The sequence below is a fragment of the uncultured Ferrovibrio sp. genome (genome assembly GCF_937960835.1).
GTDB lineage: Bacteria > Pseudomonadota > Alphaproteobacteria > Ferrovibrionales > Ferrovibrionaceae > Ferrovibrio.
Genome location: NZ_CALGPC010000009.1, coordinates 249,068 through 274,850 on the forward strand (window position 1 = coordinate 249,068; position 25,783 = coordinate 274,850).

The 25,783-nt window shown below is 63.7% G+C and carries 29 protein-coding genes; 18 read left to right on the plus strand and 11 right to left on the minus strand.

Translation table 11 applies throughout. From position 1 onward, the window contains the following. Nucleotides 1–5 precede the first annotated feature (5 nt). Together cueR and Q0603_RS09540 are read right to left on the minus strand one after the other, a co-directional pair. The gene (gene cueR, locus Q0603_RS09535) at nt 6–485 is read right to left on the minus strand and encodes a Cu(I)-responsive transcriptional regulator (RefSeq protein WP_298724969.1); all 480 of its coding nucleotides are present in this window, start codon (nt 483–485) and stop codon (nt 6–8) included. A 38-nt stretch (nt 486–523) separates the two neighbouring features. Then, nucleotides 524–2,986 (minus strand): heavy metal translocating P-type ATPase, encoded by a 2,463-nt coding sequence (locus Q0603_RS09540; RefSeq protein WP_298724971.1) that lies wholly within the window; start codon nt 2,984–2,986, stop codon nt 524–526. A gap of 179 nt (nt 2,987–3,165) precedes the next feature. Here Q0603_RS09540 and Q0603_RS09545 point away from each other — a divergent pair, with 179 nt between their 5' ends. From Q0603_RS09545 to Q0603_RS09555, 3 genes are read left to right on the plus strand one after another with little or no spacing between them, the layout of a single operon-like run. Continuing rightward, on the plus strand, nt 3,166–3,747 hold the full coding sequence (locus Q0603_RS09545; protein WP_298724973.1) for a PAS domain-containing protein: 582 nt from the start codon (nt 3,166–3,168) through the stop codon (nt 3,745–3,747). Between the two features lie 5 nt (nt 3,748–3,752). After that, entirely contained in the window at nt 3,753–4,391 is a 639-nt protein-coding gene (locus tag Q0603_RS09550; RefSeq protein WP_298724975.1) for a PAS domain-containing protein, read from the plus strand. A gap of 18 nt (nt 4,392–4,409) precedes the next feature. Further along, entirely contained in the window at nt 4,410–5,243 is an 834-nt protein-coding gene (locus Q0603_RS09555; RefSeq protein ID WP_298724977.1) for a response regulator transcription factor, read from the plus strand. A 27-nt stretch (nt 5,244–5,270) separates the two neighbouring features. Here Q0603_RS09555 and Q0603_RS09560 read toward each other — a convergent pair whose 3' ends face one another. Continuing rightward, complete coding sequence (locus Q0603_RS09560) at nt 5,271–5,825, minus strand: MarR family transcriptional regulator (protein WP_298724979.1); 555 nt, start codon at nt 5,823–5,825, stop codon at nt 5,271–5,273. 293 nt (nt 5,826–6,118) lie between these two features. On the opposite strand from Q0603_RS09560, the gene Q0603_RS09565 reads away from it, so the two are divergent. From Q0603_RS09565 to Q0603_RS09585, 5 genes are all read left to right on the plus strand, one after another. Beyond that, the gene (locus Q0603_RS09565; RefSeq protein WP_298724981.1) at nt 6,119–7,150 is read left to right on the plus strand and encodes a 2Fe-2S iron-sulfur cluster-binding protein; all 1,032 of its coding nucleotides are present in this window, start codon (nt 6,119–6,121) and stop codon (nt 7,148–7,150) included. Continuing rightward, nucleotides 7,147–8,067 carry an SDR family NAD(P)-dependent oxidoreductase gene (locus tag Q0603_RS09570; protein ID WP_298724983.1) on the plus strand — a complete coding sequence of 307 codons (921 nt, stop codon included), beginning with the start codon at nt 7,147–7,149 and terminating at the stop codon, nt 8,065–8,067. Before Q0603_RS09565 ends, Q0603_RS09570 begins: the two co-directional genes overlap by 4 nt. Before the next feature lie 26 nt (nt 8,068–8,093). Continuing rightward, complete coding sequence (locus tag Q0603_RS09575; protein ID WP_298724985.1) at nt 8,094–8,804, plus strand: Phenylacetic acid catabolic protein; 711 nt, start codon at nt 8,094–8,096, stop codon at nt 8,802–8,804. A 153-nt stretch (nt 8,805–8,957) separates the two neighbouring features. Further along, nucleotides 8,958–10,028: a gentisate 1,2-dioxygenase gene (gene gtdA / locus Q0603_RS09580; RefSeq protein ID WP_298724987.1), complete on the plus strand. Its 1,071-nt coding sequence runs from the start codon at nt 8,958–8,960 to the stop codon at nt 10,026–10,028. Nucleotides 10,029–10,165: 137 nt separating this feature from the next. Next, the gene (locus Q0603_RS09585; protein ID WP_298724989.1) at nt 10,166–10,795 is read left to right on the plus strand and encodes a hypothetical protein; all 630 of its coding nucleotides are present in this window, start codon (nt 10,166–10,168) and stop codon (nt 10,793–10,795) included. A 131-nt stretch (nt 10,796–10,926) separates the two neighbouring features. Here Q0603_RS09585 and Q0603_RS09590 read toward each other — a convergent pair whose 3' ends face one another. Continuing rightward, nucleotides 10,927–11,289: a class I SAM-dependent methyltransferase gene (locus tag Q0603_RS09590; protein WP_298724991.1), complete on the minus strand. Its 363-nt coding sequence runs from the start codon at nt 11,287–11,289 to the stop codon at nt 10,927–10,929. A gap of 258 nt (nt 11,290–11,547) precedes the next feature. Then, a complete protein-coding gene (locus tag Q0603_RS09595) occupies nt 11,548–11,832 on the minus strand; it encodes a hypothetical protein (RefSeq protein ID WP_298724993.1) in 285 nt (94 codons plus the stop codon). Between the two features lie 74 nt (nt 11,833–11,906). Here Q0603_RS09595 and Q0603_RS09600 point away from each other — a divergent pair, with 74 nt between their 5' ends. After that, nucleotides 11,907–12,272: a nuclear transport factor 2 family protein gene (locus Q0603_RS09600; protein WP_298724995.1), complete on the plus strand. Its 366-nt coding sequence runs from the start codon at nt 11,907–11,909 to the stop codon at nt 12,270–12,272. A gap of 132 nt (nt 12,273–12,404) precedes the next feature. On the opposite strand, the gene Q0603_RS09605 is transcribed toward Q0603_RS09600, so the two are convergent. Continuing rightward, nucleotides 12,405–12,902: a GFA family protein gene (locus tag Q0603_RS09605; RefSeq protein WP_298724997.1), complete on the minus strand. Its 498-nt coding sequence runs from the start codon at nt 12,900–12,902 to the stop codon at nt 12,405–12,407. A 104-nt stretch (nt 12,903–13,006) separates the two neighbouring features. Between Q0603_RS09605 and xth the strand changes: the two genes are divergently transcribed. Continuing rightward, nucleotides 13,007–13,834 (plus strand): exodeoxyribonuclease III, encoded by an 828-nt coding sequence (xth, locus tag Q0603_RS09610; protein WP_298725000.1) that lies wholly within the window; start codon nt 13,007–13,009, stop codon nt 13,832–13,834. A gap of 90 nt (nt 13,835–13,924) precedes the next feature. Beyond that, the gene (locus Q0603_RS09615; RefSeq protein ID WP_298725002.1) at nt 13,925–14,530 is read left to right on the plus strand and encodes a PA14 domain-containing protein; all 606 of its coding nucleotides are present in this window, start codon (nt 13,925–13,927) and stop codon (nt 14,528–14,530) included. A 9-nt stretch (nt 14,531–14,539) separates the two neighbouring features. Here the strand turns inward: Q0603_RS09615 and Q0603_RS09620 are convergent, their stop codons facing one another. The 4 genes from Q0603_RS09620 to Q0603_RS09635 form a co-directional block, all read right to left on the minus strand. Beyond that, the gene (locus Q0603_RS09620; protein ID WP_298725003.1) at nt 14,540–15,277 is read right to left on the minus strand and encodes a peptidase; all 738 of its coding nucleotides are present in this window, start codon (nt 15,275–15,277) and stop codon (nt 14,540–14,542) included. Nucleotides 15,278–15,312: 35 nt separating this feature from the next. Further along, the gene (locus Q0603_RS09625) at nt 15,313–16,260 is read right to left on the minus strand and encodes an alpha-E domain-containing protein (protein ID WP_298725004.1); all 948 of its coding nucleotides are present in this window, start codon (nt 16,258–16,260) and stop codon (nt 15,313–15,315) included. Nucleotides 16,261–16,262: 2 nt separating this feature from the next. Then, a complete protein-coding gene (locus Q0603_RS09630; protein WP_366132473.1) occupies nt 16,263–17,747 on the minus strand; it encodes a circularly permuted type 2 ATP-grasp protein in 1,485 nt (494 codons plus the stop codon). A gap of 160 nt (nt 17,748–17,907) precedes the next feature. Next, nucleotides 17,908–19,266 (minus strand): ammonium transporter, encoded by a 1,359-nt coding sequence (locus Q0603_RS09635; protein ID WP_298725009.1) that lies wholly within the window; start codon nt 19,264–19,266, stop codon nt 17,908–17,910. Between the two features lie 413 nt (nt 19,267–19,679). Between Q0603_RS09635 and Q0603_RS09640 the strand changes: the two genes are divergently transcribed. From Q0603_RS09640 to soxA, 7 genes are all read left to right on the plus strand, one after another. Beyond that, on the plus strand, nt 19,680–19,979 hold the full coding sequence (locus tag Q0603_RS09640) for a hypothetical protein (RefSeq protein ID WP_298725012.1): 300 nt from the start codon (nt 19,680–19,682) through the stop codon (nt 19,977–19,979). A 25-nt stretch (nt 19,980–20,004) separates the two neighbouring features. Next, the gene (locus Q0603_RS09645; protein ID WP_298725015.1) at nt 20,005–20,484 is read left to right on the plus strand and encodes a (2Fe-2S)-binding protein; all 480 of its coding nucleotides are present in this window, start codon (nt 20,005–20,007) and stop codon (nt 20,482–20,484) included. Nucleotides 20,485–20,503: 19 nt separating this feature from the next. Then, nucleotides 20,504–22,699, plus strand: coding sequence for a molybdopterin cofactor-binding domain-containing protein (locus tag Q0603_RS09650; RefSeq protein ID WP_298725017.1), 2,196 nt, complete (start codon nt 20,504–20,506; stop codon nt 22,697–22,699). 86 nt (nt 22,700–22,785) lie between these two features. Next, nucleotides 22,786–23,202 carry a sulfur oxidation c-type cytochrome SoxX gene (soxX, locus tag Q0603_RS09655; RefSeq protein ID WP_298725019.1) on the plus strand — a complete coding sequence of 139 codons (417 nt, stop codon included), beginning with the start codon at nt 22,786–22,788 and terminating at the stop codon, nt 23,200–23,202. A gap of 29 nt (nt 23,203–23,231) precedes the next feature. Then, nucleotides 23,232–23,699, plus strand: a complete 468-nt coding sequence (locus tag Q0603_RS09660) for a SoxY-related AACIE arm protein (protein ID WP_298725022.1) — start codon at nt 23,232–23,234, stop codon at nt 23,697–23,699. A 4-nt stretch (nt 23,700–23,703) separates the two neighbouring features. Continuing rightward, on the plus strand, nt 23,704–24,024 hold the full coding sequence (gene soxZ, locus Q0603_RS09665) for a thiosulfate oxidation carrier complex protein SoxZ (protein ID WP_298725024.1): 321 nt from the start codon (nt 23,704–23,706) through the stop codon (nt 24,022–24,024). Beyond that, nucleotides 24,021–24,791 carry a sulfur oxidation c-type cytochrome SoxA gene (soxA, locus tag Q0603_RS09670; RefSeq protein WP_298725026.1) on the plus strand — a complete coding sequence of 257 codons (771 nt, stop codon included), beginning with the start codon at nt 24,021–24,023 and terminating at the stop codon, nt 24,789–24,791. The genes soxZ and soxA overlap by 4 nt, the downstream gene beginning before the upstream one ends. Before the next feature lie 10 nt (nt 24,792–24,801). Here the strand turns inward: soxA and Q0603_RS09675 are convergent, their stop codons facing one another. Next, the gene (locus Q0603_RS09675; protein WP_298725028.1) at nt 24,802–25,746 is read right to left on the minus strand and encodes a ParB/RepB/Spo0J family partition protein; all 945 of its coding nucleotides are present in this window, start codon (nt 25,744–25,746) and stop codon (nt 24,802–24,804) included. Nucleotides 25,747–25,783 lie beyond the last annotated feature (37 nt).

Sequence of the window (25,783 nt, forward strand, 5' to 3'; positions counted from 1 at the left end):
CCGGCCTAGTGGCACGGCGGGGAGCGATCCCCGCCGTTTTTCTTGATCTGCATCTTTGTGGATGTCTGCGCCTTGGCAGGACGCGCGCCGTCGTGACCGGTTTCAGCCAGATCATCGAGGATCGGGCAATCCGGACGGCCATCGCCATGGCAGGCTTCCGCCAGATGCTGCAGAGTGCGCCGCATCGCCTGCAATTCGGCGATTTTCTGCGTCAGCTCGTCGATATGCTTGAGCGCAATCGCCTTGACTGCCGCAGAAGGCCGCTCGCGATCGCGCCATAAGCCCAGCAGCGTGCGGATATCGTCGAGCGCGAAGCCAAGATCGCGGGCGCGGCGGATGAAGCGCAGCATGTGCACATCCTGCTCACCATAGACGCGATAGCCGCTGCCGGTTCTGCCCGCCGGCGGCATCAGACCGATGCTTTCGTAATAGCGGATCATCTTGGCGGTGACGCCGGAGGCTTCGCTGGCTTGGCCAATATTCATATCATCCCTCGATGTCTGCCCGACGATCGGTTCGGGCCTTACGACGATGCCGGGCGCCACCGCCTGAGCAGCAGCGCATTGGTCAGCACCGATACGGAGCTCAGCGCCATTGCCGCGCCGGCCAGAACCGGATTGAGCAGGCCGATGGCGGCCAGAGGAATGCCGACCACATTGTAGAAGAAAGCCCAGAACAGGTTCTGCTTGACCTTGGCATCGGTGACCCGCGCAATGGCAATGGCATCGGCCACCAATGCCGGATCACCGCGCATCAAGGTCAATCCCGCCGTATGCATGGCAACGTCGGTGCCGGTCCCCATGGCGATGCCGACATCGGCAGCCGCCAGGGCGGGCGCATCGTTCACGCCATCGCCCACCATCGCCACCTTGGTTTTGGCTTGCTGCCGCAACCTGTCAATCAGCGCCGCCTTGTCCTGCGGCAGGATTTCGGCCTCGACCTGATCGATGCCGAGCCGCGCCGCAATGGCAGATGCCGCGCCCTTGCTGTCGCCTGAAAGCATCACTGTGCGGATGCCCATCGCCTTCAGCCGCGCCACGGCTGCAGCCGCCGTCGCCTTCGGCTCGTCGCCGAAGGCGATCAGGCCAAGCAGCCTTGGCCGCGGCGCGATCTCGGCCAGCCACGAGATCGTGCGGCCCTGCTGCGCCAGGCTTTCGGCGCGCTTCAGCAGCGGCGCCAGATCGATGTTATTCTCCTGCAACAGGCGCCTGTTGCCGAGCAGCAGGCTGCGGCCGGCCAGATCGCCCCCGATTCCCTTGCCCGGCAGGTCGCGGAAATTTTCCACGCCAACAAGCGGACAGCCAGCGGCCTTCTCGCGCAGCGCCATCGCCAGGGGATGCTGCGAACCGGCCTGCAAGGCAGCGGCATCGCTGAGCAACGCCTGCATATCGCCGTCGGCGGCAATCAGATCGGTGACCACCGGCTTGCCTTCAGTGAGTGTACCGGTCTTATCGAAGGCGACTACACCGACCGTGCGCGCCGCTTCCAGTGCTTCCCAATCCTTGATCAGGATGCCATGCCTGGCTGCGACGCCGGTGCCGACCATCAATGCTGCCGGCGTCGCCAGACCGAGCGCGCAAGGGCAGGCAATCACCAGAACCGCGACGGCGTGGATCAGCGCCAATTCGATATCGCCGCCGCCAAGCGACAGCGTAAAGACGAAAGTCAGCAAGGCGATGAAGACGACAACCGGCACGAAGATCGCGCTGATGCGATCGACCAGCTTCTGGATCGACGGTTTGCTGGCCTGCGCGGTTTCCACCAGGCGCACGATGCGCGACAGCATGGTCTCGCTGCCCACCGCAATCACGCGGGCGACGATCAGACCGTCGCGGTTGATGGTGCCCGCATGCACGGCGTCGCCAGCCGCCTTTTCCAACGGCAGGCTTTCGCCGGTCAGCATCGCCTCATCGACGCTGCCATTGCCTTCTATAATTGTGCCATCGGCGGCGAAGGCTTCGCCGGCGCGCACCACCAGCAGATCGCCGGATTGCAGCAGCGCGCTTGGTACTTCTTCCTCGCGGCCGTCGGCACGGCGCACCCGCGCGGTCTGCGGCTTCAGCTTCATCAGCGCGCGCAAGGCGGCCACCGTCTGGCCCTTGGCGCGCATTTCGAGCCATTTGCCCAACCGCACGAAGGCGATGATCGCCACCGAAGCTTCGAAATAAAGATGCGGCATGCCGGCTGCCGTCAGCAGCATCCAGGTGCTCAAACCCCAGGCCGCCGAAGTGCCGAGCGCCACCAGCAGATCCATGTTGCCGCTGCCGGCCTGCAAGGCATTCCAGCCCGCACGATAGAAGCGCCAGCCGAGCAGGAACTGCACCGGCGTTGCGATGGCGAATTGCATCCAGCCCGGCAGCATGAATTGATGCAGCCCCGCCAGGTCGAAACCCATGCCGGCCAGCAGCGGCAGGCTGAGCGCCAGCGTCAGAACAGCAAGATTACGTTCGCGCACGACCTGTCGCGCTGCCTCGTCCTCGCGCGCATCCTGCAGCGAGGCAGCATCGTCAAAAGGGCAGGCATCGTAGCCGGCCTTCTTCACCGCAGCGATCAGCGCCGCCAGATCAGCAGCGCCGCGCGCGACGGTTACGGTTGCCTGTTCGCTGGCCAGATTGACGCTGGCTGCCTGCACGCCGGGCACCGCCTTGAGCGCCTTTTCGACCCGGCCGACGCAGGAAGCGCAGCTCATGCCCTTGACCTGCACGCTGAGCTGCTCGGTCGGCACGCCATAGCCGGCCTTTTCGACAGCCGAAATCAGCGGCGCAATCTCCGGCGCGCCGGCGAATTCAACACGCGCGGTTTCGCTGGCCAGGTTGACCCGCGCCGCGACGACGCCGGGAACGGCGCTCAGGGCTTTCTCGACCCGGCCGGCGCAGGAGGCGCAGCTCATGCCCTGGACAGGCAGATCGACGACATTGGACACGCTGTCATTTGACGGCCTGATAGTGGGCGCGGCCGTGGCAAGACCGGATGCAGGCTGGGACATGACACTCTCTTCCGCGGCAGAATGCGGCCGCTGTAGGATTTCTCAGGAATTCTGCCTCAGAGAGATAAGGCTTCCCATTATAGGAAGGTCAAGATGCCGCCTGAAATCGTCCGTAACCGGCTGAAAACATAATCAAAACATAAGCATTCACTTGGAACGAGCCTTGCTATTTTAACAGCATGGATCTCCTCGCCAGCTTGCCCACTCCCCTGACCGGCCCGAGCCGCCGGTTCTTCGCCATCTGGGATAGCTGGCGGGATGGCAAGCTGCTGCCGGAGCGGCGACGGCTGGATACCGACAGCCTGGGCGATCTGCTGACACGCTGCCTGCTTCTGGGCATCCGCGGCCGAGATGAAGTGACGATCTGCTTCGCCGGCAGCACCGTGCACGACCTGCTGGGCACCGAACTGTCCGGACGCAATTATCTTGATCTGACGACGCCGCAGAACCGTGCCCGCCGCGCCGCGCTGCTGCTGGCCGAAGCAGCTCAGCCCTGCGCTGCGGTGATCTATTACTGGCTGGACGGCAAGGCCGGCGGATTGACGCCGGTGGAACTGGTTTCCGCACCGCTGCTGGCCGATGGCGCGACGCAGGCGACGCTGATCCTGGCCTGCGCGACGCCGCTGACATCACCACCCGGGCAAAGCAAGGTAAAACCGGAATCTTATGCCGAAGGTGAAGGTCTGCGTTTCATCGATATCGGCGCCGGCATTCCGCCCTTGACCGGCAATCTGCATCTGCTGGCACAACGGGTGCAGTGACCGTCATGTTTTCCGACAGCGATCTTTTTCCCTCATGCGCCGAGCCTTTTGCACACACGGAACCCTTGCGGCTGCTGAACCCAGCCATTGCCGCCAGCGAGCCGGACGCCATCGGCGGCGAGCCGTGCAGCCCTGAAAGCCTGCATTTCCTGGAAGCCTGGCATCACTGGCGCGGCGACAGGCTGGTGCCGTTGCGGCGCGATGTCGAGCTGCTCTCGATCTGCAAACTGATGCCGCAATTCATGGTCCTGGAAGTGAATGGCCCGGATCGCGCGACAATCCGCCTGGCCGGCACCGAAGTGGAGCGTCAATTCGGCTCGACGCTGACCAAACGCAACCTGATTGCGCTGACCGATCGGCCCTATCAGCCGCAGCGCGGCCAGCGTCTGTGGCAGATGGTCAACCAGCCCTGCGCCGCCTTGCTGCATCTGGCAATCGACCGTCAATCGGGCCAGCGCAATGAAGTGGAACTCGCCATCGCGCCGGTGCTGCCCGATGACCACCGCGCGGCCTGCCAGCTCTTCATCGCCGTGAGCCGCCTGCCACACTGGCAATGGGGCAGCGCCGCCGATCCGGTGGCGCACAGCCTTGGCAGAAATCTGCGCTTTCTCGATATCGGCGGCGGGATACCGACGCTCGGCTGAACGGCCGGCAGACAGGCCTTGCGCCTGACGCATGGTAACCTCTTGGCGGCGCGGGACTTTCCCGTTAACCTCTTCCACAAGGCGAATACGTCGGCCGGCAGCGGCCCTAACAAGGGGGAGACGATCCTGGCGTCCGTCCGCAAGCCTGACTCACCGCGCACCATCCTCCTGGTCGAGGATTCCGAACCCGTCCGCGCTGCGCTGCGCGCAGCCTTAGAGGCGGCGCATTACACGGTTCGCGAGGCGGCAACCGGGGAGGGCGGCCTGACGCAGACAGCCGGCGTGGATCTGATACTGCTGGATATCGGCCTGCCGGATATCAGCGGCTTCGATGTCCTGGAGCGGTTGCGGGGCGGACAGCATTCCAACCTGCCGGTGATCATCCTGTCCGGCCGCGAAGAAGTGGATGTCAAAATCCGCGCGCTGGATCTGGGCGCCGACGATTACGTCACCAAGCCTTTCGATCCCGGCGAATTGCTGGCCCGCGTGCGCGCCGCCCTGCGCCGCCAGCAGGAAGCTGCCGCCGCCAGCAATGGCGTCGTTCAGGTCGGGCCGTTCCAGATCGACATCACCACCGGCGATACAAGACGCGAAGACCGCCCGGTGCGGCTGTCGCCGATGGAAGCGCGGTTCGTGAAGATGCTGGCGCAGCGCAGCGGCCAGCCGGTCGGCACGCGCCAGCTTACCGAAACATTGTGGGGCTACGATACTGCCGAGCAGCGCCAGGCTTTGCGGGTGCTGGCGCGCAAGGTGCGCTGCAAGCTGGAGAAAGATCCGGATGCGCCGCGCTTTCTGCTGACCGAGCCGCGGCTGGGCTATCGTCTGGTCGATCCGGAATTCGCGTCGAACTGAAACGCTCGATACCTGACAGACGCGCGGCTAGGCGGTTTCGGCTGCGGCCTGCACCTTGCTCAGCAGCGCGAACAGTGTTGTACGTTCCGCCGCGCTCAAATTCTCCGCGATCTTTGCTTCGTGACGCTCGACCAAAGCTAGCGCCTTCCTGTAGACGCGCTGGCCTTCCGGGGTGAGCGTCAGCGCATGCGCGCGGCGATCCTTCGGCACGGCGCGGCGTTCGACCAAGCCGCGCTTTTCCAGCTTGTCGACGGCAGCAACCACCGTGGAGCGGTCAACGCCGAGCGCGCCACCCAGTTCGATCTGCTTCAGGCCCGGATTTGCCGCGATGATCGCAAGAACGCCAAACTGGCCAGGCGTGAGTTCCGCCGCACCGAGCTTGGCCGTCACCATGCTGACGAAAGCGCTGAATACCGCTTCCTGGCTGCGCCGCAGGCTGTATCCCAGCAAATCCGGCAGAATTCCGCGATCAACGATGCGGCGTGGCGGTGTCGTGGAAGACGATGATGATGCTTCGTTGGCGGAGCTGCGGCCCTTCCCGGCTGCGCGGCCTTTTTTCACGGAAATGTTGATTTCGCCCACTTGGCAACCCCGCTTGGCGGACCCATATGACAGTTAAGCGGCGGCGATGCCGTCGCTGGTGCCGCGAGATCCCCCCCTCTCGGCACTTCTCTGGCGCAGACCAAATATGCGCATAACGCCCGGTTCGCCCCCCGACCGGGCGTTTTCTTTTGCCCGGACCGCTTCATCTCTCTTCTATCCTATTGAGCATTAATCGGCAAACACGCTGATTGTTTGTCATGCAAACAATTTGACATGCATCCTGTCGCTTCCTAGTATCGGAGCGGCTCGAAAATCAGGGAGGAAACGGAGCCGTGGCCCATCGTGTGGTTGTGCGTCAGCTGCCGGAAGCCGTTCTTGTGGAAGATGGCGACACCATCCTGTCGGCTGCGCAATATGCCGGCTTCGACTATCCCTGCGGCTGCCAGTCGGGCAATTGCGGAGCCTGCAAATCGATGCTGATCCGCGGCGATGTCGAGATGATCCCCTATTCGGAATTCGCGCTGTCGGATGAAGAGCGCGGTGCCGGACTGATCCTCGCCTGCCGTGCCACGCCGCTGTCTGACTGCGAAGTCGCCTGGCTGGAAGAGGGTGAGATCGCCGCACATCCGCAGCGCAAGCTCAGCTGCAGCGTGATCAGCAATGATGCGATGACGCATGACATCCGCCGCATCCGGCTATCCATCGACAGCGGCGGACCCTTCGTATTTTCCGCCGGGCAATATGCCGCCGTCACCTTCGCCGGCCTGCCAACCCGCGATTATTCCATGGCCAGCCAGCCGGGCGAGCCGGTGCTGGAATTCCATATCCGCCTGGTGCCGGGCGGCAAAGTCAGCCCTTACGTGCTGGAGCGTCTGCAGCCGGGCGACAAGGCAACCGTTGAAGGCCCGCGCGGCATTTCGTTTCTGCGCGAAAACCATGGCGGGCCGATCCTGGCGCTGGCGGGCGGCTCGGGGCTGGCGCCGATCAAGTCGATTGTGGAGCGCGCGCTGCATCTGGGCATGACACAGCCGATCCATCTGTATTTCGGCGTGCGCGACGAACGCGACCTGTATCTGGAGGAGCATTTCCGCGCGCTGGAGCGGAAGCATCCGCATTTCACCTTCACGCCGGTGCTGTCGCAGCCGGGCGGCCCGACCAGCCGGCGCACTGGCTTCCTGGCCGATGCGGTGAAGGCTGATCATCCCGCGCTGAGCGATGCGAAAGCCTATCTCTGCGGGCCGCCGCCGATGGTTGAGACCTGCATGGCGGCGCTGAGCGCGGCTGGCCTGCCGCGCGAGCATTGCCATGCCGATGCGTTTTATACCGAGGCCGACAAGGCCGCATTGAACAAGGGCGCTGCATGAGTACGGAGTTGAAAGATCGCGTGGCATTGGTCAGCGGCGGCGGCCGGGGCATCGGCCTTGCCATCGCAGCCGATCTGATGGCACGCGGCGCAAAAGTGGTGATCGCCGATCACGGCACTGGCATCGACGGCATGGGCGCCGATCCCGCGGTGGCCGCCACGGCAGCGGCAGATATTGGCGCGGTGGCCTTTCCGCAAAGCATTGCCAGCCCCGAAGCGGCGAGCCAGGCGGTGAAGCTGGCGGTCGATACCTTCGGCGCCATCGATATCGTGGTGAATAATGCCGCGATTCTGCGCGATGCCTTCATCTTCAAAAGCGATCCGGCGAATTTCGAAGCCGTTCTGCGCACCAATCTGTTTGCGGCCTTCTATCTGGCCGCTGCCGCCACGCCCTATATGCGCGAACAGCAGAAGGCCGGACGCGCTTTCGGCCGCATTGTCAACATCACGTCCTCGGCCGGGCTTTACGGCAATTTCGGCCAGGCGGCCTATGCCAGCGCGAAGGCTGGCCTGCTGGGCCTGACCCGCGTCATTGCCATGGACATGGCGCGCAGCCAGGTGACCTGCAATGCTATCGCGCCCTTTGCCGCCACCCGCGTCACCGACAGCATCAAGCCGGCGAATGACGCGCAGGCCGCCTATAAGGAGCGCGCGCTGAAGATAGCGCCCAGACATGTGGCGACTCTGGTGAGCTGGCTATGCTCCGATCATGGCGCGCAGATTACCGGACAGCTTTTCGGCGTGCGCGGCCGCGAGATCTTCCTGTTCAACCAGCCGCGGCCGGCTGCGCGCATCGCCAAGCTGGACCGCGACTGGGATTTTGCTGCCTTGAGCGAGGCCGCGGCGAAGGAGTTCGCGCCGCATTACACGGATCTGAAGACCGATCTGGAGGCCTTCAATACCGAGCCCATCGTTTAGGACAAGATCATAACAGGAGAGGAACCATGAACGCCCCCGTCGTCAAAACCGTAGAGGAACTGGCTGCTCAGCCGGAGGAATTCCGCGTCGCACTGGAAAAGATCGTGATCAGCCATGCAATCAACGAATTGTATGGCGCGCGGGTGTTCGACGAGCCGGCAATCGCGCTGGCGCCGACGCCCTATGCCAAATGGCTGACCTGCCGCGTCGCCATGGAGGAATATGGCCATCACGTGCGCTTCCGCGAACTGGGCGAGCAGATGGGGATTCCGGAAGAGAAGATGGTCCCCAATGCGGAGAAGCGCCCGCTGTCGATCTTTGAATTCCCGCTCAAGACCTGGGCGGAATTCTGCGTGATCAAAGCAATCGCCGATCTGGCGGAAATCCTGCAGGTGGAAGATCTCGCCCATTGCAGCTTCCTGCCCTTGCGCAATCTTTCGCGCATGACCATGCCGGAAGAGCGTTTCCATGCGCAGTTCGGCAAGGATTTCTGCGACGAGCTGCTGCAGACCGAGGAGGGCCGCGCCGAGGTGCAGGACGCCATCAACCGCTACTTCCCCTATCTGCCGGCCTTCTTCGGCCGGGCGGGCTCGAAGAATAACGAGATCTACCGCAAATGGGGCATCAAGCAGCGCAGCAACGAAGACATGCTGGCCGACTATCTGATGCGCGTGAAGGAACTGGTGGAAGGCCATTTCAAGCTGAAGCTGCCCGAACTGCCCGCGCAGGCGGCCTGAACCTTTGCCGTCATGCGCGGACTTGATCTGCATCTTTCGCAAACGAATGAAAACCCGCGGATTAAGACCGCGAGTGACGGGCTCGAGGTTTGGCGGTTAAATAGCTCGCCTAAAAAATACCGGCGCCCCGCGAGCGGGGAGGAGGAAAACGCCATGACCCAGCGCCCCAATATCGATCCCGCGGTGCTGCAGCAGCGCAAGGCCTATTACGACAAGATCGGCGGCCACAAGCTCGCGCCGCTATGGGAAGTGCTGCATGGCCTGGTGATCAAGGAGCCGAAAAGCGCCTGCCAGCCGGCGATTTGGCATTACGACGAAATCCGTGGCTTCATCATGGAAGCGGGCAGCCTGATCACGGCCAAGGAAGCCGAGCGCCGCGTGCTGGTGCTGGAGAATCCTGGCATGCCGGGACAATCGCGCATCACCACCGCGCTTTACGCCGGCTTGCAGCTGATCATGCCGGGCGAAGTGGCGCCCTCGCATCGCCATACGCAATCGGCGCTGCGCTTCATCGTGGAAGGCAGCGGCGCTTACACGGCGGTTGATGGCGAGAAGACCATCATGGAGGAAGGCGATTTCGTCATCACGCCCTCCTGGACCTGGCACGATCACGGCAACGAGACCGACAAACCAATGGTGTGGATGGACGGGCTCGACATCCCCATCGTGCAGACGCTCGACTGCTCCTTCATGGAACGCTATCCGGAAGACAGCCAGCCGCTGGCGCGGCCGGTGGGCGATGCGCTGGCGCGCTACGGCTCGGGCCTTCTGCCGGTGGATTACGAGGCGGCGACGCCGACCTCGCCGGTTTTCAACTATCCCTATCGCCGCACCCGCGAGGCGCTGGAAACCATGCGCCGCAGCAATGAATGGGACCCTTGTCACGGGCTGAAGGTGCAGTATGTCAATCCGGCGAATGGCGAAAGCGCGATGCCGACCATCGGCACGTTCATGCAGCTTCTGCCGAAGGGCTTTGCAGGCGAGCGCTATCGCTCATCCGACGCCACGGTGTTCAGCGTGGTGGAGGGTGAAGGCTATACCCTGGTCGGCGACGGCCCGGAGGCATTGCGTTTCGACTGGCGCAAGCGCGATACTTTCGTGATCCCGAGCTGGGTGCCGCATCGCCACCATGCGCCAAATAGCGATGCGGTGATCTTCAGCTTCTCGGATCGCCCGGTGCAGAAGAAACTCGGCCTGTGGCGCGAAAGCCGCGGCAACAGGTAATTTTCATGTCATCCTGGCCGAAGCGAAGCGGAGAGCCGGGATCCCATTTGTTGAAATGAATGGCGCCGAGATGAAAAGGGACCCCGGCTCTCACCCAGCAGAGGGCTCGGCCGGTAACGGCGATAAGTGGATGAATCATGCCCAAGATCACCAAGATTGTCGAAGTGGCCAATGACGACGATGAGATGGACGCGATGAGCGACGAGGCGCGGGGCGACGACCTCGAAGGCCTGCGCGCGGTTGCGCGGCTGTCGAAGCTGTGCGGCCGGATCAGCTGGTTTTCTGCCGTCGGCGAGCCGCTGGAGCCGTCCGAGATCGCCGATGCCGAAGCCTATGTCTCGGCCCTGGGCTTTCCCGATGTCAGCGTCGCTGCCGTGGAAGACTGGCGGGCTGCAGCCGCTGCCGCGCAGGCGCCGGACTGGAGCCAGGATTGGTGGCAGGCCGAAGAGCAGATGCGCAAGGCTTTGCTGGAGGAAGCGCTCAGCCTCAATCCCGAACATGACCTGATGGTGGCGCTGACCCATGTCTCGACCAAGGCAAGCGAGGTTTCGCATGGCCTGGCAGCGGTTTCGGCTGCGCGCGCCGGCGTTGCCGATGAAGCCCTGATCCGTGTCGCCGCCGGGGCTGCGGCGCAGGCCGCCTATCAGGCCGCTCTGGTGCTGGCCGCCGATGGCGATGCCGAGCATCCCTTTGCAGTGAAGTTCCGCCTGTTCGAAGCTGGCCGCCTGCCGCTCGGGATTGTCGGCAACACGTTCAATCTGTTCTGACGTTCTGGTCTGAGAGACACGCCTCTCTTGCCGGGGCTGGCCCGGGCATCTTTGTGTCATGGCGGCAAGACCCGCGGATCGAACCCGCGGGTGACGCTAGGGCGCGCGTGAGGGATTAAATCAATAAAAGATTACGCGACCCCGAGCTGTTGCAGCCCCGGAAGCTGCTTGGTGGTGAAGCTGCGGATGAAATCGACGATCAGGCGGCGGTTCTCGGCCGAAACCCAGCTGAAAATGCCATGCAGCACGATGATGTCGAAATCCGGCAGATCGGTGCGGCGGCCGAAGTCTTCGAAACTGTCATCGTAGAAATGGATGTTGGTGGCGCCGGCCTGCCTGGCGAGCCTGCGTGCGCCGGCAATATGAACCGGATTGAAGTCGGTTGCGTGAAACTCGCCGCCGGGATGAGCAGCTGCCACCAGATTGACGTTGAAGCCCTGGCCGCAGCCGAGATCGCAATAGATGAAATGCTCGAGATCGACGCCGCTTTCCACCCCGCGCGACAGCAGCGCGAATTGCTGCAGCGCCGGCGTCAGCTGGCGGTAAAACCCATGCGTGTAGCCGATGCCGGCAACATACCCACCCCGACCAGTCCATCTCGGCCTCTTGCTCCATCATTTGGCCGACCCGCCGGGGTACGCGATTTTGCCGGAAGACGGTGGATATCCGCTTTACGGTACTGCGGGATAAGGTTGGAGAAGGTGTCGCCTAAATCCACCAGGACTGGAACGGCAGCGAGACAGAGCTGCCAGTCAGAGCTTCTTGTCGCGCTCGATTTCCTTGCGGCGGCCATAGAGGAAAATGCCGACCACAACCGCGCCGACCACCAGGCTGAAGCTGACGCCGATGATCATCGGCGTGATCGCCGCCGGATCGAGATCGCCGGGCATGCCGTTCCAGAAACGCAGCGCCATCACGCTGGCGCCCAGCAGGGCGCCCACCAGGGCAGCGGTAATGGCAATGGCGAAAATCTTGTCAGCGCGGGTCAACATCGCAGTCACCTCGGATCGGATGACGATGATGACAATATTGCGCATCCGGCTGCTATGGTCCAGCCAAGTGGCAAAATGCCGCAAGGCCCTGCCAGGAATCACCGGAAGACCGAGGAAACATGCCCAGCAGAGAGACCGTCGAAGCCTTCATCGCCGTCGTGGAATCCAATGACCATGTCGGCGCGATCCGCGACTTCTACACAGAAGATGCCAGCATGCAGGAGAACTTAAACCCACCGCGCCAGGGCCGCGATCTGCTGATGGCACATGAGCAGAAGGTGCTGGACCACGCGGCGAGCGTGCGCAGCCGATACATCCGGCCGGTGCTGATCGAGGGCGATAGCGTGGTGGTGCATTGGGTATTCGAGTTTGAATTCAAGGACGGCTCGAAGCGGCGCATCGAGGAACTGGCGCACCAGACCTGGAAGGGCGAGAAGATCTGGCGCGAGCGCTTCTATTACGATCCGGCGCAGATAAAGAGGTGAGGCTTATGCCGTCATGGCATCCTTCAGGCGCGCCATCCATGCGTTGTTTTCACTGCACAACAAAGACAAGGAACTCGTGCATGCCGCGGCCAGCCGTGGCATGGCGGAAGTGGTAAGCCGGCCCAGCTTATCTCACTCCACCCAGACGCCGTGCTTCTTGTGCCAGTCGGCGATCGAAAGCCGCGGGTAGAGATCGTAGGTCTCGTCATGCTTGCCAATATCGGGCTTCACCCAGCCCGGCTTGTAGCGCAGCATGAGATGCACCTTGGCGGGCGGCTCCGGCAGTTCGGTGTCAATGGCAGATGCAAAGGGATGCACGAGATCCGGCCAGGTGGGATCGTAGAGCCACAGGGCCGAGCCGCATTTTCTGCAGAAATTCCGCTCGCCCGTGCTGGTCTCGCAATTGCTGCCGTCGTCGTCGCAGATTTCCGCCCGGTAGACGCCCAGCGCCTTCTTGCCTGTCACCTTCAGGCTGTCGGCAATACCCGAGAGATTGATGGCGAAGCCGCCGCCGCCGGCGGTCTTGCGGCAGATCGAGCAGTAGCAGAGCTGGTAGGGCACTGGCGCATGGCTGTCGACCGAGAATTTCACCGCGCCGCAGCGGCAGGATCCTTCCAAACGCATCGGCATGGCGCACCTCCTTGGCGTTCAGCCAAAAAGTGAGGCTCCTCCCGGCTCAGGCAAGGGGGGCGAGACCGTTTATGCGCCCGCGCGGTTCGTGCTAATCAAAGGCCATGCCGAAGAAACCTGCCGCGCCGAAAGGCCCCATCACCCTCGCCACCTGGAATATCAACTCCATCCGCGCCCGCCTTGATCTGATGGACGGCTTCCTGCGCCAGTACGCGCCGGACGTGCTCTGCCTGCAGGAGACCAAGGTGCGCGACGACCAGTTTCCGCATGAGCTGTTCGATGCGCATGGCTATACGACGCGGCTGATCAAGGGCCAGCCCGGCTATAACGGCGTCGCCATCTTCGCCAAACATCAGGTCGAACTGCACGAGATGCGCGCTTTGTGCGGCCGCAACGATTGCCGCCATATCTCCGCCAAGCTGCCCGATGGCACGGTGCTGCATAACTATTACGTGCCGGCCGGCGGCGACGTGCCCGATCCGGTCAAGAACGACAAATTCGCCCATAAGCTGGAAGTCGTCGCCGAGATGACCGCCTGGTCGATGGAACTGAAAAAGAAGGGCGGCAAGGAAATCCTGGTCGGCGATCTGAACATTGCGCCGCTGGAGACCGATGTCTGGTCGCACAAGCAGCTTCTGAACGTGGTCAGCCACACGCCGGTGGAAACCGAAGGCATGCTGAAAATGCAGGCCGCGCGCGACTGGGTGGATGCCGTGCGCCATTTCGTGCCGGCGGAGCAGAAGCTGTATTCCTGGTGGAGCTACCGCTCACCCAACTGGGAATTGGCGGATAAAGGCCGCCGGCTGGACCATGTCTGGGTCAGCCCGCAGCTCAAGGGCAAGCTGAAGCATGCCCAGGTGATCAAGGAAATGCGCGGCAAGGAAAAGGCTTCCGACCACGCACCGATCATCGTCACCATTGATCTGGGATAGATTGATCCGGGACAGGCGCGACCGGCAAGACGGCTTGCTTGCCGGCTTGGGCACGAGCTTGATAGGCTGGCTCCAACAGGAAAACAGCCCATGATCGCGCGCCGCTCATTCATCGCCAGATCCGTCATCGCCGGCCTGCTTTTCGCCGCTCTGACCGGCCTCGTCCCGCAGGTCATGGCTCAGGGTAAGCCGCAGCCGCTCAGTCCGCAGCCTGCATCCGATAGCTTAAAGCCCGGCCTGCTGCCGCGTTATTACCGCAACCTGCTGTTCAACCATATTGATGAGCTTGTGCGCGCCGCCGCCGATCCGTCCCAGGGCGAGGTGGGCACACCGGTCCCGGTGCTGGACGAAAGCACCGCCGGCAAGCTGTGGGAGTCCCGCATGGACAGCCTGTACGGCATCCGCTTCGACGGGCTGATCAAGCTGGAACGCGGCGAGCATTATTTCGTTGTCAATTCCAATGATGGCGTGCGCGTCTTCCTCGGCGGGCCGATGCTGGTGGAAGATCCGGACGTGCACGCCGACCGCATGACCACGCCAGCCGCGGTGAATGTCACCCAGCCAGGCTGGTATCCGCTGACCATCTGGTATTTCCAGAAGCGCAACACCGCGACGCTGCAATTGCTGTGGCAGCCGCCGGGCGCCAGCCAGTTCACTCCCGTACCGGCCGAAGTGCTGGCGCATCAGCCGAAGTAAAGCGGCGGTTTAGAGGCCCCAGTTTGGATCGGGAATCGTCTGGAAGACCTTGCGCAGGCCTTCGCCCCACAGGCTGCGGATCGAGGTAAAATAAGGATCATCCTCGGTGATGCGCTTGCGCAGCGCGAATTGCAGATGATCCTTGCGCAGCACCACGAGATCGAGCGGCAGGCCGACCGAGATGTTGGAACGCAAGGTGGAATCCATCGATACCAGCGCGCATTTTGCCGCCTGCACCAGCGGCGTGTCGGGCCGGATCACACGATCGAGGATCGGCTTGCCGTATTTGATCTCGCCGATCTGCAGAAACGGCGTGTCTTCCGTGGCGCGGATGAAGTTGCCCGCATAGTAGAGCATATAAAGCTCATGCGGCCGGCCGCTGATCTGGCCGCCCAGCAGCATCGAGAGCGCAGGCTCCAGCCCCTGCTGCTTGAGGCTGTCGCCATCGCGGCGGGCGACTTCCCGGATCGCCGCGCCGACCATGCCGGCCGCCTCGAACATGCTGGTCGCCTGCATCAGGTCGCAGAGCCGTCCGTCGCTGTCGGTAAAGGTCTCGCGCAGCAAGGCCACCACCGACTGGCTGAGCGACAGATTGCCCGCCGTGCCAATGGCCAGTGCACGGTCGCCCGGCTTTTCCCAAAGATGCATCTTGCCGAAGGTGGCGATGGAATCGACGCCGGCATTGGTGCGGCTGTCGGACAGCATGACGATGCCGTCATTGAGGTAGAGGCCGACGCAATAGGTCATTGGCTTACGCTAGGCTGCCTTTTTCAAACGCAACGTCACGCCGGCTGCATGAAATCCTGCGCGATCTGGGCGCCGAGTTCGATATTGGCGTCGACGATCTCGGTCAGATATTCATGCAGGCCGCGCTCGAAGATCGTCTCGATCTTGCCGTAGCGCAGGCGCATCAGCATGCGCTCGGCCAGCCGCACCGAGCGGTAATTGACGCGATAGCCTTCGCGCAGTTCATGCAGGATGTCGACGATCTCGCTGAAGCAGGCATGCAGGCTGCGCGGCATATCCTCGCGCAGGATCAACAGCTCGGCCACCTTGATCGGGCGGATCGCGTCGCGATAGATCTGGCGGTAGATGCGGAAGCTGGACACCGAGCGCAGCAAGGCCGCCCACTGATAATAATCCACTGCGCCGCCGACATCGCCGGGCGATGGCAACAGGATATGGTATTTGACATCCAGAATGCGCGCGGTGGCATCGGCGCGCTCAATCAGCGTGCCGAGTCGCATGAAGCGATAGGCATCGCCGCGCGGCATGGTGGCCTCGGCCACGCCGCGAAAGAGATGGCTTCGTTCACGCACCCAGTCGAAGAAAATGGAATAGCCGTCCGCCTCGGCCTTGTCATGGGTGAGCGTGCGCATCTCCAGCCAGGCGGCGTTGATGCTCTGCCAGGCTTCCGACGTGATCTGCGCCCGCATGGCGCGCGCATTCTCGCGCGCCGCCCGCAGGCAGGCATAGATGCTGGACGGATTGTCGGGCGCGAAGGAGAGGAAGTCGATGACGTTGCGCGGCGTCGCCGGACCGCCATGCAGCGCAAAAGCCTTGTCGCAGCCCGCGATGATCAGCGCCGGCTCCCAGGGTCCGCCGCGCTGCGCGCCGACGCTGCCCTGCAGCGCCATGCGATGGGCCACATCGAGGATGCGCGCCATCGCCTCGGCGCGTTCGGTATAGCGCATCATCCAGTAGAGATTGTCGGCTGCGCGGCTCAGCATGATCAATCCTCGCCGGCGGTCTGAAGCTGGCTCTGATGCTGCGCGGTCAGCGGCGCGGGATCGTGCAGGCCGTCTTCCAGCACCCAGGTATCCTTGGTGCCGCCGCCCTGGCTGGAATTCACCACCAGCGAGCCTTCGCGGAGCGCGACGCGGGTCAGGCCGCCGGGCACGACGCGGATGGTTTCGCCGCTGAGCACGAAGGGCCGCAGATCGACATGGCGCGGCGCGATGCCGGTCTCGACGAAGGTGGGGCAGGTCGAAAGCGCCAAAGTGGGCTGCGCGATATAGGCTTCCGGCTTGGCCAGGATCTTGGCGCGGAATTCCTCGATCTCGGCCTTGCTGGCGCGCGGCCCGACCAGCATGCCGTAGCCGCCCGAGCCGTGCACTTCCTTGACCACCAGCTCGTCAAGATGATTGAGCGTGTATTTCAGATCCTCGGCGCGGCGCAGGATATAGGTGGGCACATTGGCGAGCAGCGGCTCCTCGCCCAGATAGAAGCGCACCATGTCGGGCACGTAAGGATAGACCGACTTGTCGTCGGCGACGCCGGTGCCGACCGCGTTCGCCAAGGTGACATTGCCGGCCTTGTAGGCGGCAAACAGCCCCGGCACGCCGATCAGCGAATCCTTGCGGAAGGCCAGCGGATCGAGGAAGGCATCGTCGAGGCGGCGGTAGATCACGTCGACGCGCTTCAGTCCGCCGACCATGCGCATGTAGACGATATCGTCCTTCACAACGAGATCGCCGCCTTCGACGAGTTCCACGCCCATCTGCTCGGCGAGAAAGACATGCTCGAAATAGGCGGAGTTGAACACACCGGGCGTGAGCAGCGCCACCGTCGGCTCGTCCTCGCAGTTGGGCGGCGCGCTTTCGCGCAGGGTCTGCAGCAGCGAGTCCGGATAGTGGCCGACCGGCGCGACGCGCACCTGGCCGAAGAGATCGGGAAAGAGGCGCATCATCGCCTCGCGGTTCTCCAGCATGTAGGAGACGCCGCTGGGCGTGCGCGCGTTATCTTCCAGGACGTAGAAATCGTCCTCGCCGGTGCGCACGATGTCGATGCCGGCGATATGGGTATAAATCTGGCGCGCGATCTTCACGCCATGCATGGCGGCGAGATAGGCGGGGTTGCCGGTGATCAGCTCGGCCGGGATCTTCCCGGCCTTGAGAATTTCCTGGTCGTGATAGATGTCAGTGAGGAAGGCGTTGAGCGCGCGCACGCGCTGCACCAGGCCGCGCTCCAGGCGCCGCCATTCGCGGCCGGACAGAATGCGCGGCACCACATCGAAGGGGATCAGGCGTTCGGTATCGCCGCCTTCGGAATAGACGGCAAAGGTCACGCCGAGCCGGCGGAACATCAGATCGGCTTCCTGGCGGCGGCGCGCCAGCAGATCGGCGGGGGCTGAATCGAGCCAGCGCTTGTAGGCGCGATAGGGGCTGCGTACCGAGCCGGCCAGTGCCTCGCAAGCGGCGGCCGGAGCCTCATTCATCTCGTCGAAAGCGGACATCACCACAACCTCCACGACGAGAAAGGAGGGATTACCCTTGCCCGAATCAAAATAGAAACCGGGCCTAGAAGAGTGGGAGGGAAGAAGGAAACCCGGGCCGGCGGGTGGGTGAAGCCGGCCCGGGCTCTGCTCGCGCGAACCCTTACTGCACCGTCTCGCCGTGCAGGTTCAGGTCGAGACCATCGCGCTCGGTGGCCTCATCGACGCGCAGACCAATCGTCCAGTCGATGATCTTGAGGATGATCAGCGACATGATGGCGGTGAACACGATGGTGATCACGACACCATAGATCTGGGTCAGCACCTGACCGCCATTGCCGTCCAGCAGGCCCAGCGGCTCTTCGGCGCCGGTGATGGCCGCACGGGCGAAGACGCCGGTGAGGACGGCGCCGACGATGCCGCCAACACCATGCACGCCCCAGACATCCAGGCTGTCGTCGTAGCCCAGCGCGTTCTTCACGCTGGTCGAGGCGACGAAGCAGATGATGCCGGCGACAATACCGATGATCAGAGCGCCCATCGGGTCGACGAAGCCAGCGGCCGGGGTGATGGCGACGAGGCCGGCCACGGCGCCGGAGACGATGCCCAGAACGCTGGGCTTGCCGCGGGCCAGCCACTCAGAGAACATCCAGGCCAGGGCGGCAGCAGCCGTAGCAACCTGGGTGACCAGCATGGCCATGCCCGCACCGCCGCCAGCGCTGAGCGCCGAGCCGGCGTTGAAGCCGAACCAGCCAACCCACAGCAGCGAGGCGCCGATGATCGACAGCGTCAGGTTATGCGGCGCATGGCTGACCTTGCCGTAGCCCTGGCGCTTGCCGAGCACGAGGCAGGCGACCAGGCCGGCAACGCCGGCATTGATGTGCACGACGGTGCCGCCGGCGAAATCCAGCACGCCCATGTCACCCATCAGCGTGCCCTCGCCGCCCCAGACCATGTGGGCCACCGGGGCATAGACGAAGATCGACCACAGGCCCATGAACCACAGCATGGCCGAGAACTTCATGCGGTCGGCGAAAGCGCCGGTGATCAGCGCCGGGGTGATGATCGCGAAGGTCATCTGGAAGGTGATGAACACGGTCTCGGGGATCGTGCCGCTCAGCGAGTCGACGGTGACGCCCGAGAGGAACAGCTTGTCGAAGCCGCCGATGAAGGCATTGCCCGGCGCGAAGGCGAGGCTGTAGCCGACGACCATCCAGATGATGCTCATCAAGCAGCAGATGGCGAAGCTCTGCATCATGATGGCGAGCACGTTCTGCTTGCGCACCATGCCGCCGTAGAACAGCGCCAGACCGGGAATGGTCATCAGCAGAACCAGCGCGGTGGACGTGAGCATCCAGGCGGTGTCGCCGGGATTCAACGTGGGTTCGGCGTCCTGAGCGAAGCCAAGGCTGGGAAGCAAAGCAATGACGGCAGCCGCAGCCAGCGTGAGCCAGCCGAGTTGCCGCTGACCGGACACACGGGCAACCTGCGCCGCGGACCGCGAGACGGTGGGAAGTTGCATGACGATAAGACCTCCTGATCATGGAAGGTCGCGCCATTATCCCGGTCCGTTCCTGACGATCAGGCCCTTCTCCGGAAGACCGCTCCGGTTCCCCCCAACTGACGGAACGACGGCCGGCCCACCTCTGGCGCATACCTCTCAGGCCCGGAGTTACAAGAAGCGTGCCAGCGCTCAGGGCCGGGACTCAGGCAGAAGTCGGGCCTGATTCCGCTGGGGAAGACGGGTTTTTCCGCGTATCCGTGCCGGATGGCTGCACAAATTTTGATCACACGCCTCTAATCTGATGATTTTCGCGTCACTGTCCGGGGTCGGTCAGGCAGCCTGGCGTGCCAATCAGGCGCGGCCGGGAGCAGGGGATCGGTGGCGCTGACCGGTGGCATTGATGGATAGACAATGAGCAGGACTGGCCTTGGATGGCGCTTCAGGCAGGGGGGATCCGCCCGGCTATCAAGTCTGCCGCTCCGTTTTCAAACGCGCGGGTCGAAGGCGAAGCTTTGAGTCCGCTGAGGGCTGGCGATGGCGACGGTGATGACGTCGTCTTTCTTTCCGCCGCGCTCATAATGGCGAACCGCCAGGGGTGGTTTTCTCCAACGCTGAAAACGCCTCGCCAGGCGTGCGGATTCTTCACCGCTACCGCGATTGTGATCTCGTTCACAGTTTTTGTTGCGTTACCCTTGTCACATGCCGTCGTCGGTCTTTGTTCGCCCAATTAGCGGCCGGCTAACAGGGAGATAAGCAATGCCAAAGCTCAACGTGAACGGCGTCATCAGAGAATTCGAAGCGGAGGAGGACACACCGCTTTTGTGGGTGCTGCGCGAGCAGCTTCAGCTCACCGGCACCAAATACGGCTGCGGCATCGCGCAATGCGGCGCCTGTACCGTGCATGTCGACGGACAGCCGATGCGCTCCTGCGTCATGCCGGTTTCTGCCTTCACCGAGGACCAGAAGATCGTCACCATCGAGGGCCTGTCGCCGGATGGATCGCATCCCGTGCAGAAGGCGTGGCTGGCGCTCGATGTGCCGCAATGCGGCTATTGCCAGACCGGCATGATCATGGCGGCGGCTGCCCTGCTGCAGCAGAACCCGAAGCCCAGCGACGCCGATATTGATGCCGAGATCACCAACATCTGCCGCTGCGGGACCTATAACCGCGTGCGCGCCGCGATCCACGAAGCCGCCGGCAATGGCGCTGCCAATGGCAGCGGCCGCCGCACCTGATCGCGAGGGAGGACAGCCAATGAACGCGCTTGCCGCTTCCGTTTCCCGCACTGCCATTTCCCGCCGCGGCTTCATCATCACTTCGTCTGCCGCTTTCGGCGGCCTGAGCCTCGGCTTTCACATTCCGTTCGGCCAAGCTGCCGCGCAATCGGGCGGCATGCCGGAGATCAATGCCTGGGTTGTCGTCAAACCGGACGACACCGTGGTCATCCGCATCGCACGCTCCGAGATGGGACAGGGCACGCTGACCGGCCTGGCGCAGCTCGTCGCCGAGGAACTGGATTGCGACTGGTCGAAGGTAACCACAGAATATCCGACGCCGGGACAGAACCTCGCGCGCAACCGGGCCTGGGGCAATTTCTCCACCGGCGGCAGCCGCGGGATCCGTGAATCCCACGATTATGTCCGCAAGGGCGGCGGCGCCGCGCGCATCATGCTGGTGCAGGCGGCCGCCCAGCAATGGAATGTGCCGGCCAGCGAATGCCGTGCCGAGAAAAGCGTGATCACGCATGTGCCGTCAGGCCGCAAGGTCACTTACGGCCAGGTGGCCGAAGCAGCCGCGAAGATCGCGCCGCCAACCGACGTGCCGCTGAAGGATCCGAAAGACTGGACCATCGCCGGCAAGCCGCTGAAGCGGCTGGATACCGCCGACAAGCTGACCGGCAAGCAGGTCTACGGCATCGATCTGCAGCTGCCCGGCATGCTGAATGCCGCGATCAGGGATTGCCCGGTCTTCGGCGGCAAGGTGAAGAGCTTCAATGCCGCCAGCATCGCCAGCAGGCCCGGCGTGAAGAAAGTCGTCCAAGTCGGCGACAGCGCCGTCGCGGTGATCGCCGATACCTGGTGGCGCGCCAAGTCGGCGCTGGATGCGCTGGAGATCGAATGGGACGAGGGCCCGAATGCGAACGTCTCCAGCGCGAGCATCGCCGAGATGCTGAAGGAGGGGCTGGACGCCAGGGAAGCCGCGGTTGGCAACAGGCAGGGCGATGTCGAGATGGCGCTGAAATCCGCCGCGCGCACCATCACCGCCACCTATTCCTATCCGTATCAGAACCACGCCACCATGGAGCCGATGAACGCGACGGCGAAATGGACGCCGGAGCGCTGCGAAGTCTGGACGCCGACCCAGAATGGCGAGGCGGCCTTGGCCGCGGCAGCCGAAGCCGCGGGCCTGCCGGCGACGCAATGCGAGGTCTACAAGATCCATCTTGGCGGCGGCTTCGGCCGGCGCGGCGCCGTGCATGACTGGGTGCGCCAGGCAGTTCTCATCGCCAAGGAGATGCCCGGCACGCCCGTGAAGCTGATCTGGTCGCGCGAAGAGGACATGCTGCATGGCCGCTATCACCCGGTCACGCAATGCAAGCTCACCGCAGCATTGGACGACAAGGGCGAGCTGACCGGCCTGCATATGCGCATTTCCGGCCAGTCGATTCTGGCCGGCATCTTTCCGCAGAATATCCGCAACGGCCTGGACCCGGTGGTCTTCCAGGGCCTCAATGCGGGCGGCGCGGAGGCGGCGATCGGCTACACGATCCCGAACCTTTTGATCGACCATGCGATGCGCAACCCGCCGGTGCCGCCGGGTTTCTGGCGCGGCGTCAACCTCAATCACAACACCATCTACCTGGAATGCTTTCTCGATGAGGTGGCGCATGCCACCGGCAAGGATCCGCTGGAACTGCGCCGCAAGCTGATGGCGAACCACCCGAAGCATCTGGCAGTGCTGAATGCCGTGGCGGAGAAAGTCGGCTGGGACAAGCCCGCGCCGCAGGGCATCTATCGCGGTCTGGCGCAATGCATGGGCTTTGGCTCGTATGTCGCCGCCTGCGCGGAAGTTTCGGTGGCGCCGGACGGCAAGCTGAAGATCCATCGCATCGTCGCGGCCACCGATCCGGGCCATGCGGTGAACCCGCAGCAGATCGAGGCGCAGGTCGAAGGCTCCTTCGTCTATGGCCTGACGGCGGCGCTGTATGGCGAATGCACGGTCGCCAACGGACGTATCGAGCAGGAGAATTTCGATACCTATCCGATGATGCGCATCGACGAGATGCCGAAGGTGGAAACCGTGATCGTGCCATCGGGCGGCTTCTGGGGCGGTGTTGGCGAGCCGACGATCGCCGTTGCAGCGCCCGCCGTGCTGAACGCGATCTTCGCCGCCACCGGCAAACGCATCCGCGATCTGCCGCTGAAGAAGCACGATCTCCGGCAGGCGTGAATCGCGGCGGCTGCAGAGCTGAGACCTTCTCACCCCAACCCTCTTCCGCAAGCGGGAGAGGGAGGTTGAGGGCGTTGGCGGCGGCCATGCTGACATTGGCAGCGTCCATGCCCGCCGCCGCGCAGCCGCTGGTGTCATACGAGGTTGTTGGCGATGCGATCCCGCAATCGCTGACCGGCGTGCCTGGCGATGCAGCGCGCGGACGCGCCATTGTCGCCAGCCGGCAGAAGGGTCTGTGCCTGCTCTGTCACAGCGGCCCGATCCCGGAAGAGCGGTTCCAGGGCAATCTGGCACCGCCGCTGGATGGCGCAGGATCGCGCTGGAGCGAAGGACAGTTGCGGCTGCGGCTGGTGGATTCGAAACGCCTCAATCCGGCCAGCATCATGCCGGCCTATTACAAGATCGACGGCTTGCAGCGCGTCGGCGCTGCCTGGCAGGGCAAGCCGGTGCTGTCGGCTGAAGAAATCGAAGACGTGATTGCGTATCTGAAGACCCTGCGGTGAAGAAGCGATCTGCGTTGAGGAGTGCCGCCATGCCGATGCCAGGCCGAACGCGATGGACACGACGCGAAACGCTCGCGGCCAGTGCTGCCGGAGCCGTTGGATTGCTGCTGGTGCGGCCGTCCTGGGGCACGCCGGATGCACTGGCTGCCGCGATCCGCGAGTTTACCGGCGGCGCAACGCTGCAGCGCGGACGGGTGAAGCTCGACCTGCCGCCTTTGGTGGAGAACGGCAACTCGGTTTCGGTCACCGTCCGAATGGACAGCCCGATGACGGCCGAGGATCATGTTCGCGCCTTGGCCTTGTTCACCGAACAGAATCCGCAGCCGAATGTCGCCATCTTCCATCTCAGCCCGCGCAGCGGCCGGGCCATCGTCACGACGCGGATGCGGCTTGCGACCTCACAGAAGGTGATCGCGCTGGCCCAGCATAGCGATGGCAGCTTCTGGTCGGATCAGGTGGATGTGATCGTCACCCTGGCGGCTTGCGTGGAGGGCTGATGCGATGAATCTGGCGCGCCTGTCTTTTCCAAAGACCGCGAAGAAGGGCGAGATTATCGAGATCCGCACCCTGATCTCGCATGTGATGGAAACCGGTTACCGTCCCGATGCCACGGGCAAGGTGGTTCCGCGCGACATCATCCGGCGCTTTACCTGCCATTACGATGGCGAGGAAGTCTTCCGCGCCGACCTGTGGCAGGCCATCGCCGCCAATCCGTATCTTTCATTCACGACGGTGGCGACGAAAAGCGGCGAACTCACCTTCACCTGGGAAGGCGATAACGGCTTCCGCCATGTTGAGAGCGGCACGATCACGGTGACATGATCCGCCTGCTCTCTCTCGCCTGCTGCCTTGTCGCCGCTTTGCCTGTCCTGGCCGCTGAGATTAAGACCCGCGACCGCCGCTCCGGCTTCGATTTCATGACGCCCTCGAGCCAGGACATGCAGCGCGACGACATGCTCAATCCGGGCATGCTCTGGGTGCTGGAAGGCGAAGCGCTGTGGCAGCAGCAGGCGGCAAACGCGCCCTCCTGCGCCGGATGCCACGGCGATGCGAAAGACAGCATGCGCGGCGCGGCAGCGCGCTATCCGGCCTTCAATGACAGGCTCAACCGCCCGATCAATCTGCAGCAGCGGATCAATCTATGCCGCAGCGAAAACCAGCAGCAGCCGGCCTTCGAGCCGGAATCCCGCCCCCTGCTCGCTCTGTCCGCTTTTATTGGCGCGCAGTCGCGCGGCCTGCCGATTGCGCCGCCTGAAGATGCACGGCTGGCGCCGCATCTCGAAAACGGCAGGCAGTTTTTCAAAACGCCGATGGGACAGCTTGGCCTGTCCTGCGCGCAATGCCATGACGACAACTGGGGCGGCAGGCTCGCCGGCGCGCCGATCCCGCAGGCGCATCCCACCGGATATCCGATCTACCGGCTGGAATGGCAGACGCTCGGCTCGCTGCAGCGCCGCCTGCGCAACTGCCTGACCGGCATCCGCGCCGAGCCGTTCGACTGGGATGCGCCGGAAATGGTGGAGCTTGAACTCTATCTGATGAAGCGCGCCGCAGGCATGAACATCGAAACGCCCGCCGTGCGGCCTTGAGCGCCCGTGCCTAGCGGCGGCTCAGCTTCTTGGCGAGTTCGTCGAGCTGTTCCAGGGTCTGGTAATGCAGCACCAGGCGGCCGGCTTCCGGATTGCCGGGTTCGGTCTCGATCTCAGCCTTCAGGCCGAGCGCAGCCGTCAGCCCGCGCTCAAACGCCAGCGTGTCGGGATCCTTGCGCACCGGAGCAGCATTGCCGGTGGGCGCCGGCGTCTTGCTCGGCCGTCCGCCCTTCTTCGCTGCGGCTTCGGTGCCGATTTCGCGGCCAACGGCGACCAGCTTTTCGGCCTGGCGCACAGTGAGGCTGCCTTCGGCAATGCGCTGGGCAAGTTGTTCGGCCAGCGCATGACCGATGAGTGGCCGTGCCTGACCGGCTGTCAGCTGCCCGCGGCTGATCATCTCCTGCACGCTTTTCGGCAGCTGCAGCAGGCGCAAGGTATTGGTGACATGACTGCGGCTCTTGCCGATCACCTGCGCGATCTGATCCTGGCTGTAGCCGAATTCATCATGCAGGCGCTGAAAAGCGCCCGCTTCTTCCAGCGGATTGAGATCCTCGCGCTGGACGTTTTCGATCAGGCCGATCTCAAGCGCGTCGCGGTCGGTGATTTCCTTGATCACCACCGGCACGGCATGCAGCTGCGCCAGCTGCGCCGCGCGCCAGCGGCGTTCGCCGGCGACGATCTCATAGCCCTGGCCGTCGCGTGCGCGCCGTACCAGCAGCGGCTGCAGCAGGCCCTTCTCCTTGACCGAGCGTGCCAGCTCCTCCAGCGCGCTGGTATTGAATATCTTGCGCGGCTGATAGGGATTGGGCTTGAGCTGCTCGATCGGAATCTCGCGCACGCCGCCACGCGGCGTGGCCGCCTCACCGTCCCGCGGCGCGGTGTCGCCCATCAGGGCGGCGAGGCCGCGGCCCAGGCCCTTGCCTGGCACGGGGCGGCGTTTCGGATCGTCGCTCATACTCTGTCCTTCGCTACTCTGATCGTTACGCGTCTGT

Coding starts and splice junctions, on each gene's coding strand:
- cueR (WP_298724969.1), bottom strand. CDS start 485: ATGAATATTGGCCAAGCCAGCGAAGCCTCCGGCGTCACCGCCAAGATG.
- Q0603_RS09540 (WP_298724971.1), bottom strand. CDS start 2,986: ATGTCCCAGCCTGCATCCGGTCTTGCCACGGCCGCGCCCACTATCAGG.
- Q0603_RS09545 (WP_298724973.1), top strand. CDS start 3,166: ATGGATCTCCTCGCCAGCTTGCCCACTCCCCTGACCGGCCCGAGCCGC.
- Q0603_RS09550 (WP_298724975.1), top strand. CDS start 3,753: ATGTTTTCCGACAGCGATCTTTTTCCCTCATGCGCCGAGCCTTTTGCA.
- Q0603_RS09570 (WP_298724983.1), top strand. CDS start 7,147: ATGAGTACGGAGTTGAAAGATCGCGTGGCATTGGTCAGCGGCGGCGGC.
- Q0603_RS09575 (WP_298724985.1), top strand. CDS start 8,094: ATGAACGCCCCCGTCGTCAAAACCGTAGAGGAACTGGCTGCTCAGCCG.
- gtdA (WP_298724987.1), top strand. CDS start 8,958: ATGACCCAGCGCCCCAATATCGATCCCGCGGTGCTGCAGCAGCGCAAG.
- Q0603_RS09585 (WP_298724989.1), top strand. CDS start 10,166: ATGCCCAAGATCACCAAGATTGTCGAAGTGGCCAATGACGACGATGAG.
- Q0603_RS09595 (WP_298724993.1), bottom strand. CDS start 11,832: ATGCGCAATATTGTCATCATCGTCATCCGATCCGAGGTGACTGCGATG.
- Q0603_RS09600 (WP_298724995.1), top strand. CDS start 11,907: ATGCCCAGCAGAGAGACCGTCGAAGCCTTCATCGCCGTCGTGGAATCC.
- Q0603_RS09605 (WP_298724997.1), bottom strand. CDS start 12,902: ATGCCGATGCGTTTGGAAGGATCCTGCCGCTGCGGCGCGGTGAAATTC.
- xth (WP_298725000.1), top strand. CDS start 13,007: ATGCCGAAGAAACCTGCCGCGCCGAAAGGCCCCATCACCCTCGCCACC.
- Q0603_RS09615 (WP_298725002.1), top strand. CDS start 13,925: ATGATCGCGCGCCGCTCATTCATCGCCAGATCCGTCATCGCCGGCCTG.
- Q0603_RS09620 (WP_298725003.1), bottom strand. CDS start 15,277: ATGACCTATTGCGTCGGCCTCTACCTCAATGACGGCATCGTCATGCTG.
- Q0603_RS09625 (WP_298725004.1), bottom strand. CDS start 16,260: ATGCTGAGCCGCGCAGCCGACAATCTCTACTGGATGATGCGCTATACC.
- Q0603_RS09630 (WP_366132473.1), bottom strand. CDS start 17,747: ATGAATGAGGCTCCGGCCGCCGCTTGCGAGGCACTGGCCGGCTCGGTA.
- Q0603_RS09635 (WP_298725009.1), bottom strand. CDS start 19,266: ATGCAACTTCCCACCGTCTCGCGGTCCGCGGCGCAGGTTGCCCGTGTG.
- Q0603_RS09640 (WP_298725012.1), top strand. CDS start 19,680: ATGGCGCTTCAGGCAGGGGGGATCCGCCCGGCTATCAAGTCTGCCGCT.
- Q0603_RS09645 (WP_298725015.1), top strand. CDS start 20,005: ATGCCAAAGCTCAACGTGAACGGCGTCATCAGAGAATTCGAAGCGGAG.
- Q0603_RS09650 (WP_298725017.1), top strand. CDS start 20,504: ATGAACGCGCTTGCCGCTTCCGTTTCCCGCACTGCCATTTCCCGCCGC.
- soxX (WP_298725019.1), top strand. CDS start 22,786: ATGCTGACATTGGCAGCGTCCATGCCCGCCGCCGCGCAGCCGCTGGTG.
- Q0603_RS09660 (WP_298725022.1), top strand. CDS start 23,232: ATGCCGATGCCAGGCCGAACGCGATGGACACGACGCGAAACGCTCGCG.
- soxZ (WP_298725024.1), top strand. CDS start 23,704: ATGAATCTGGCGCGCCTGTCTTTTCCAAAGACCGCGAAGAAGGGCGAG.
- soxA (WP_298725026.1), top strand. CDS start 24,021: ATGATCCGCCTGCTCTCTCTCGCCTGCTGCCTTGTCGCCGCTTTGCCT.
- Q0603_RS09675 (WP_298725028.1), bottom strand. CDS start 25,746: ATGAGCGACGATCCGAAACGCCGCCCCGTGCCAGGCAAGGGCCTGGGC.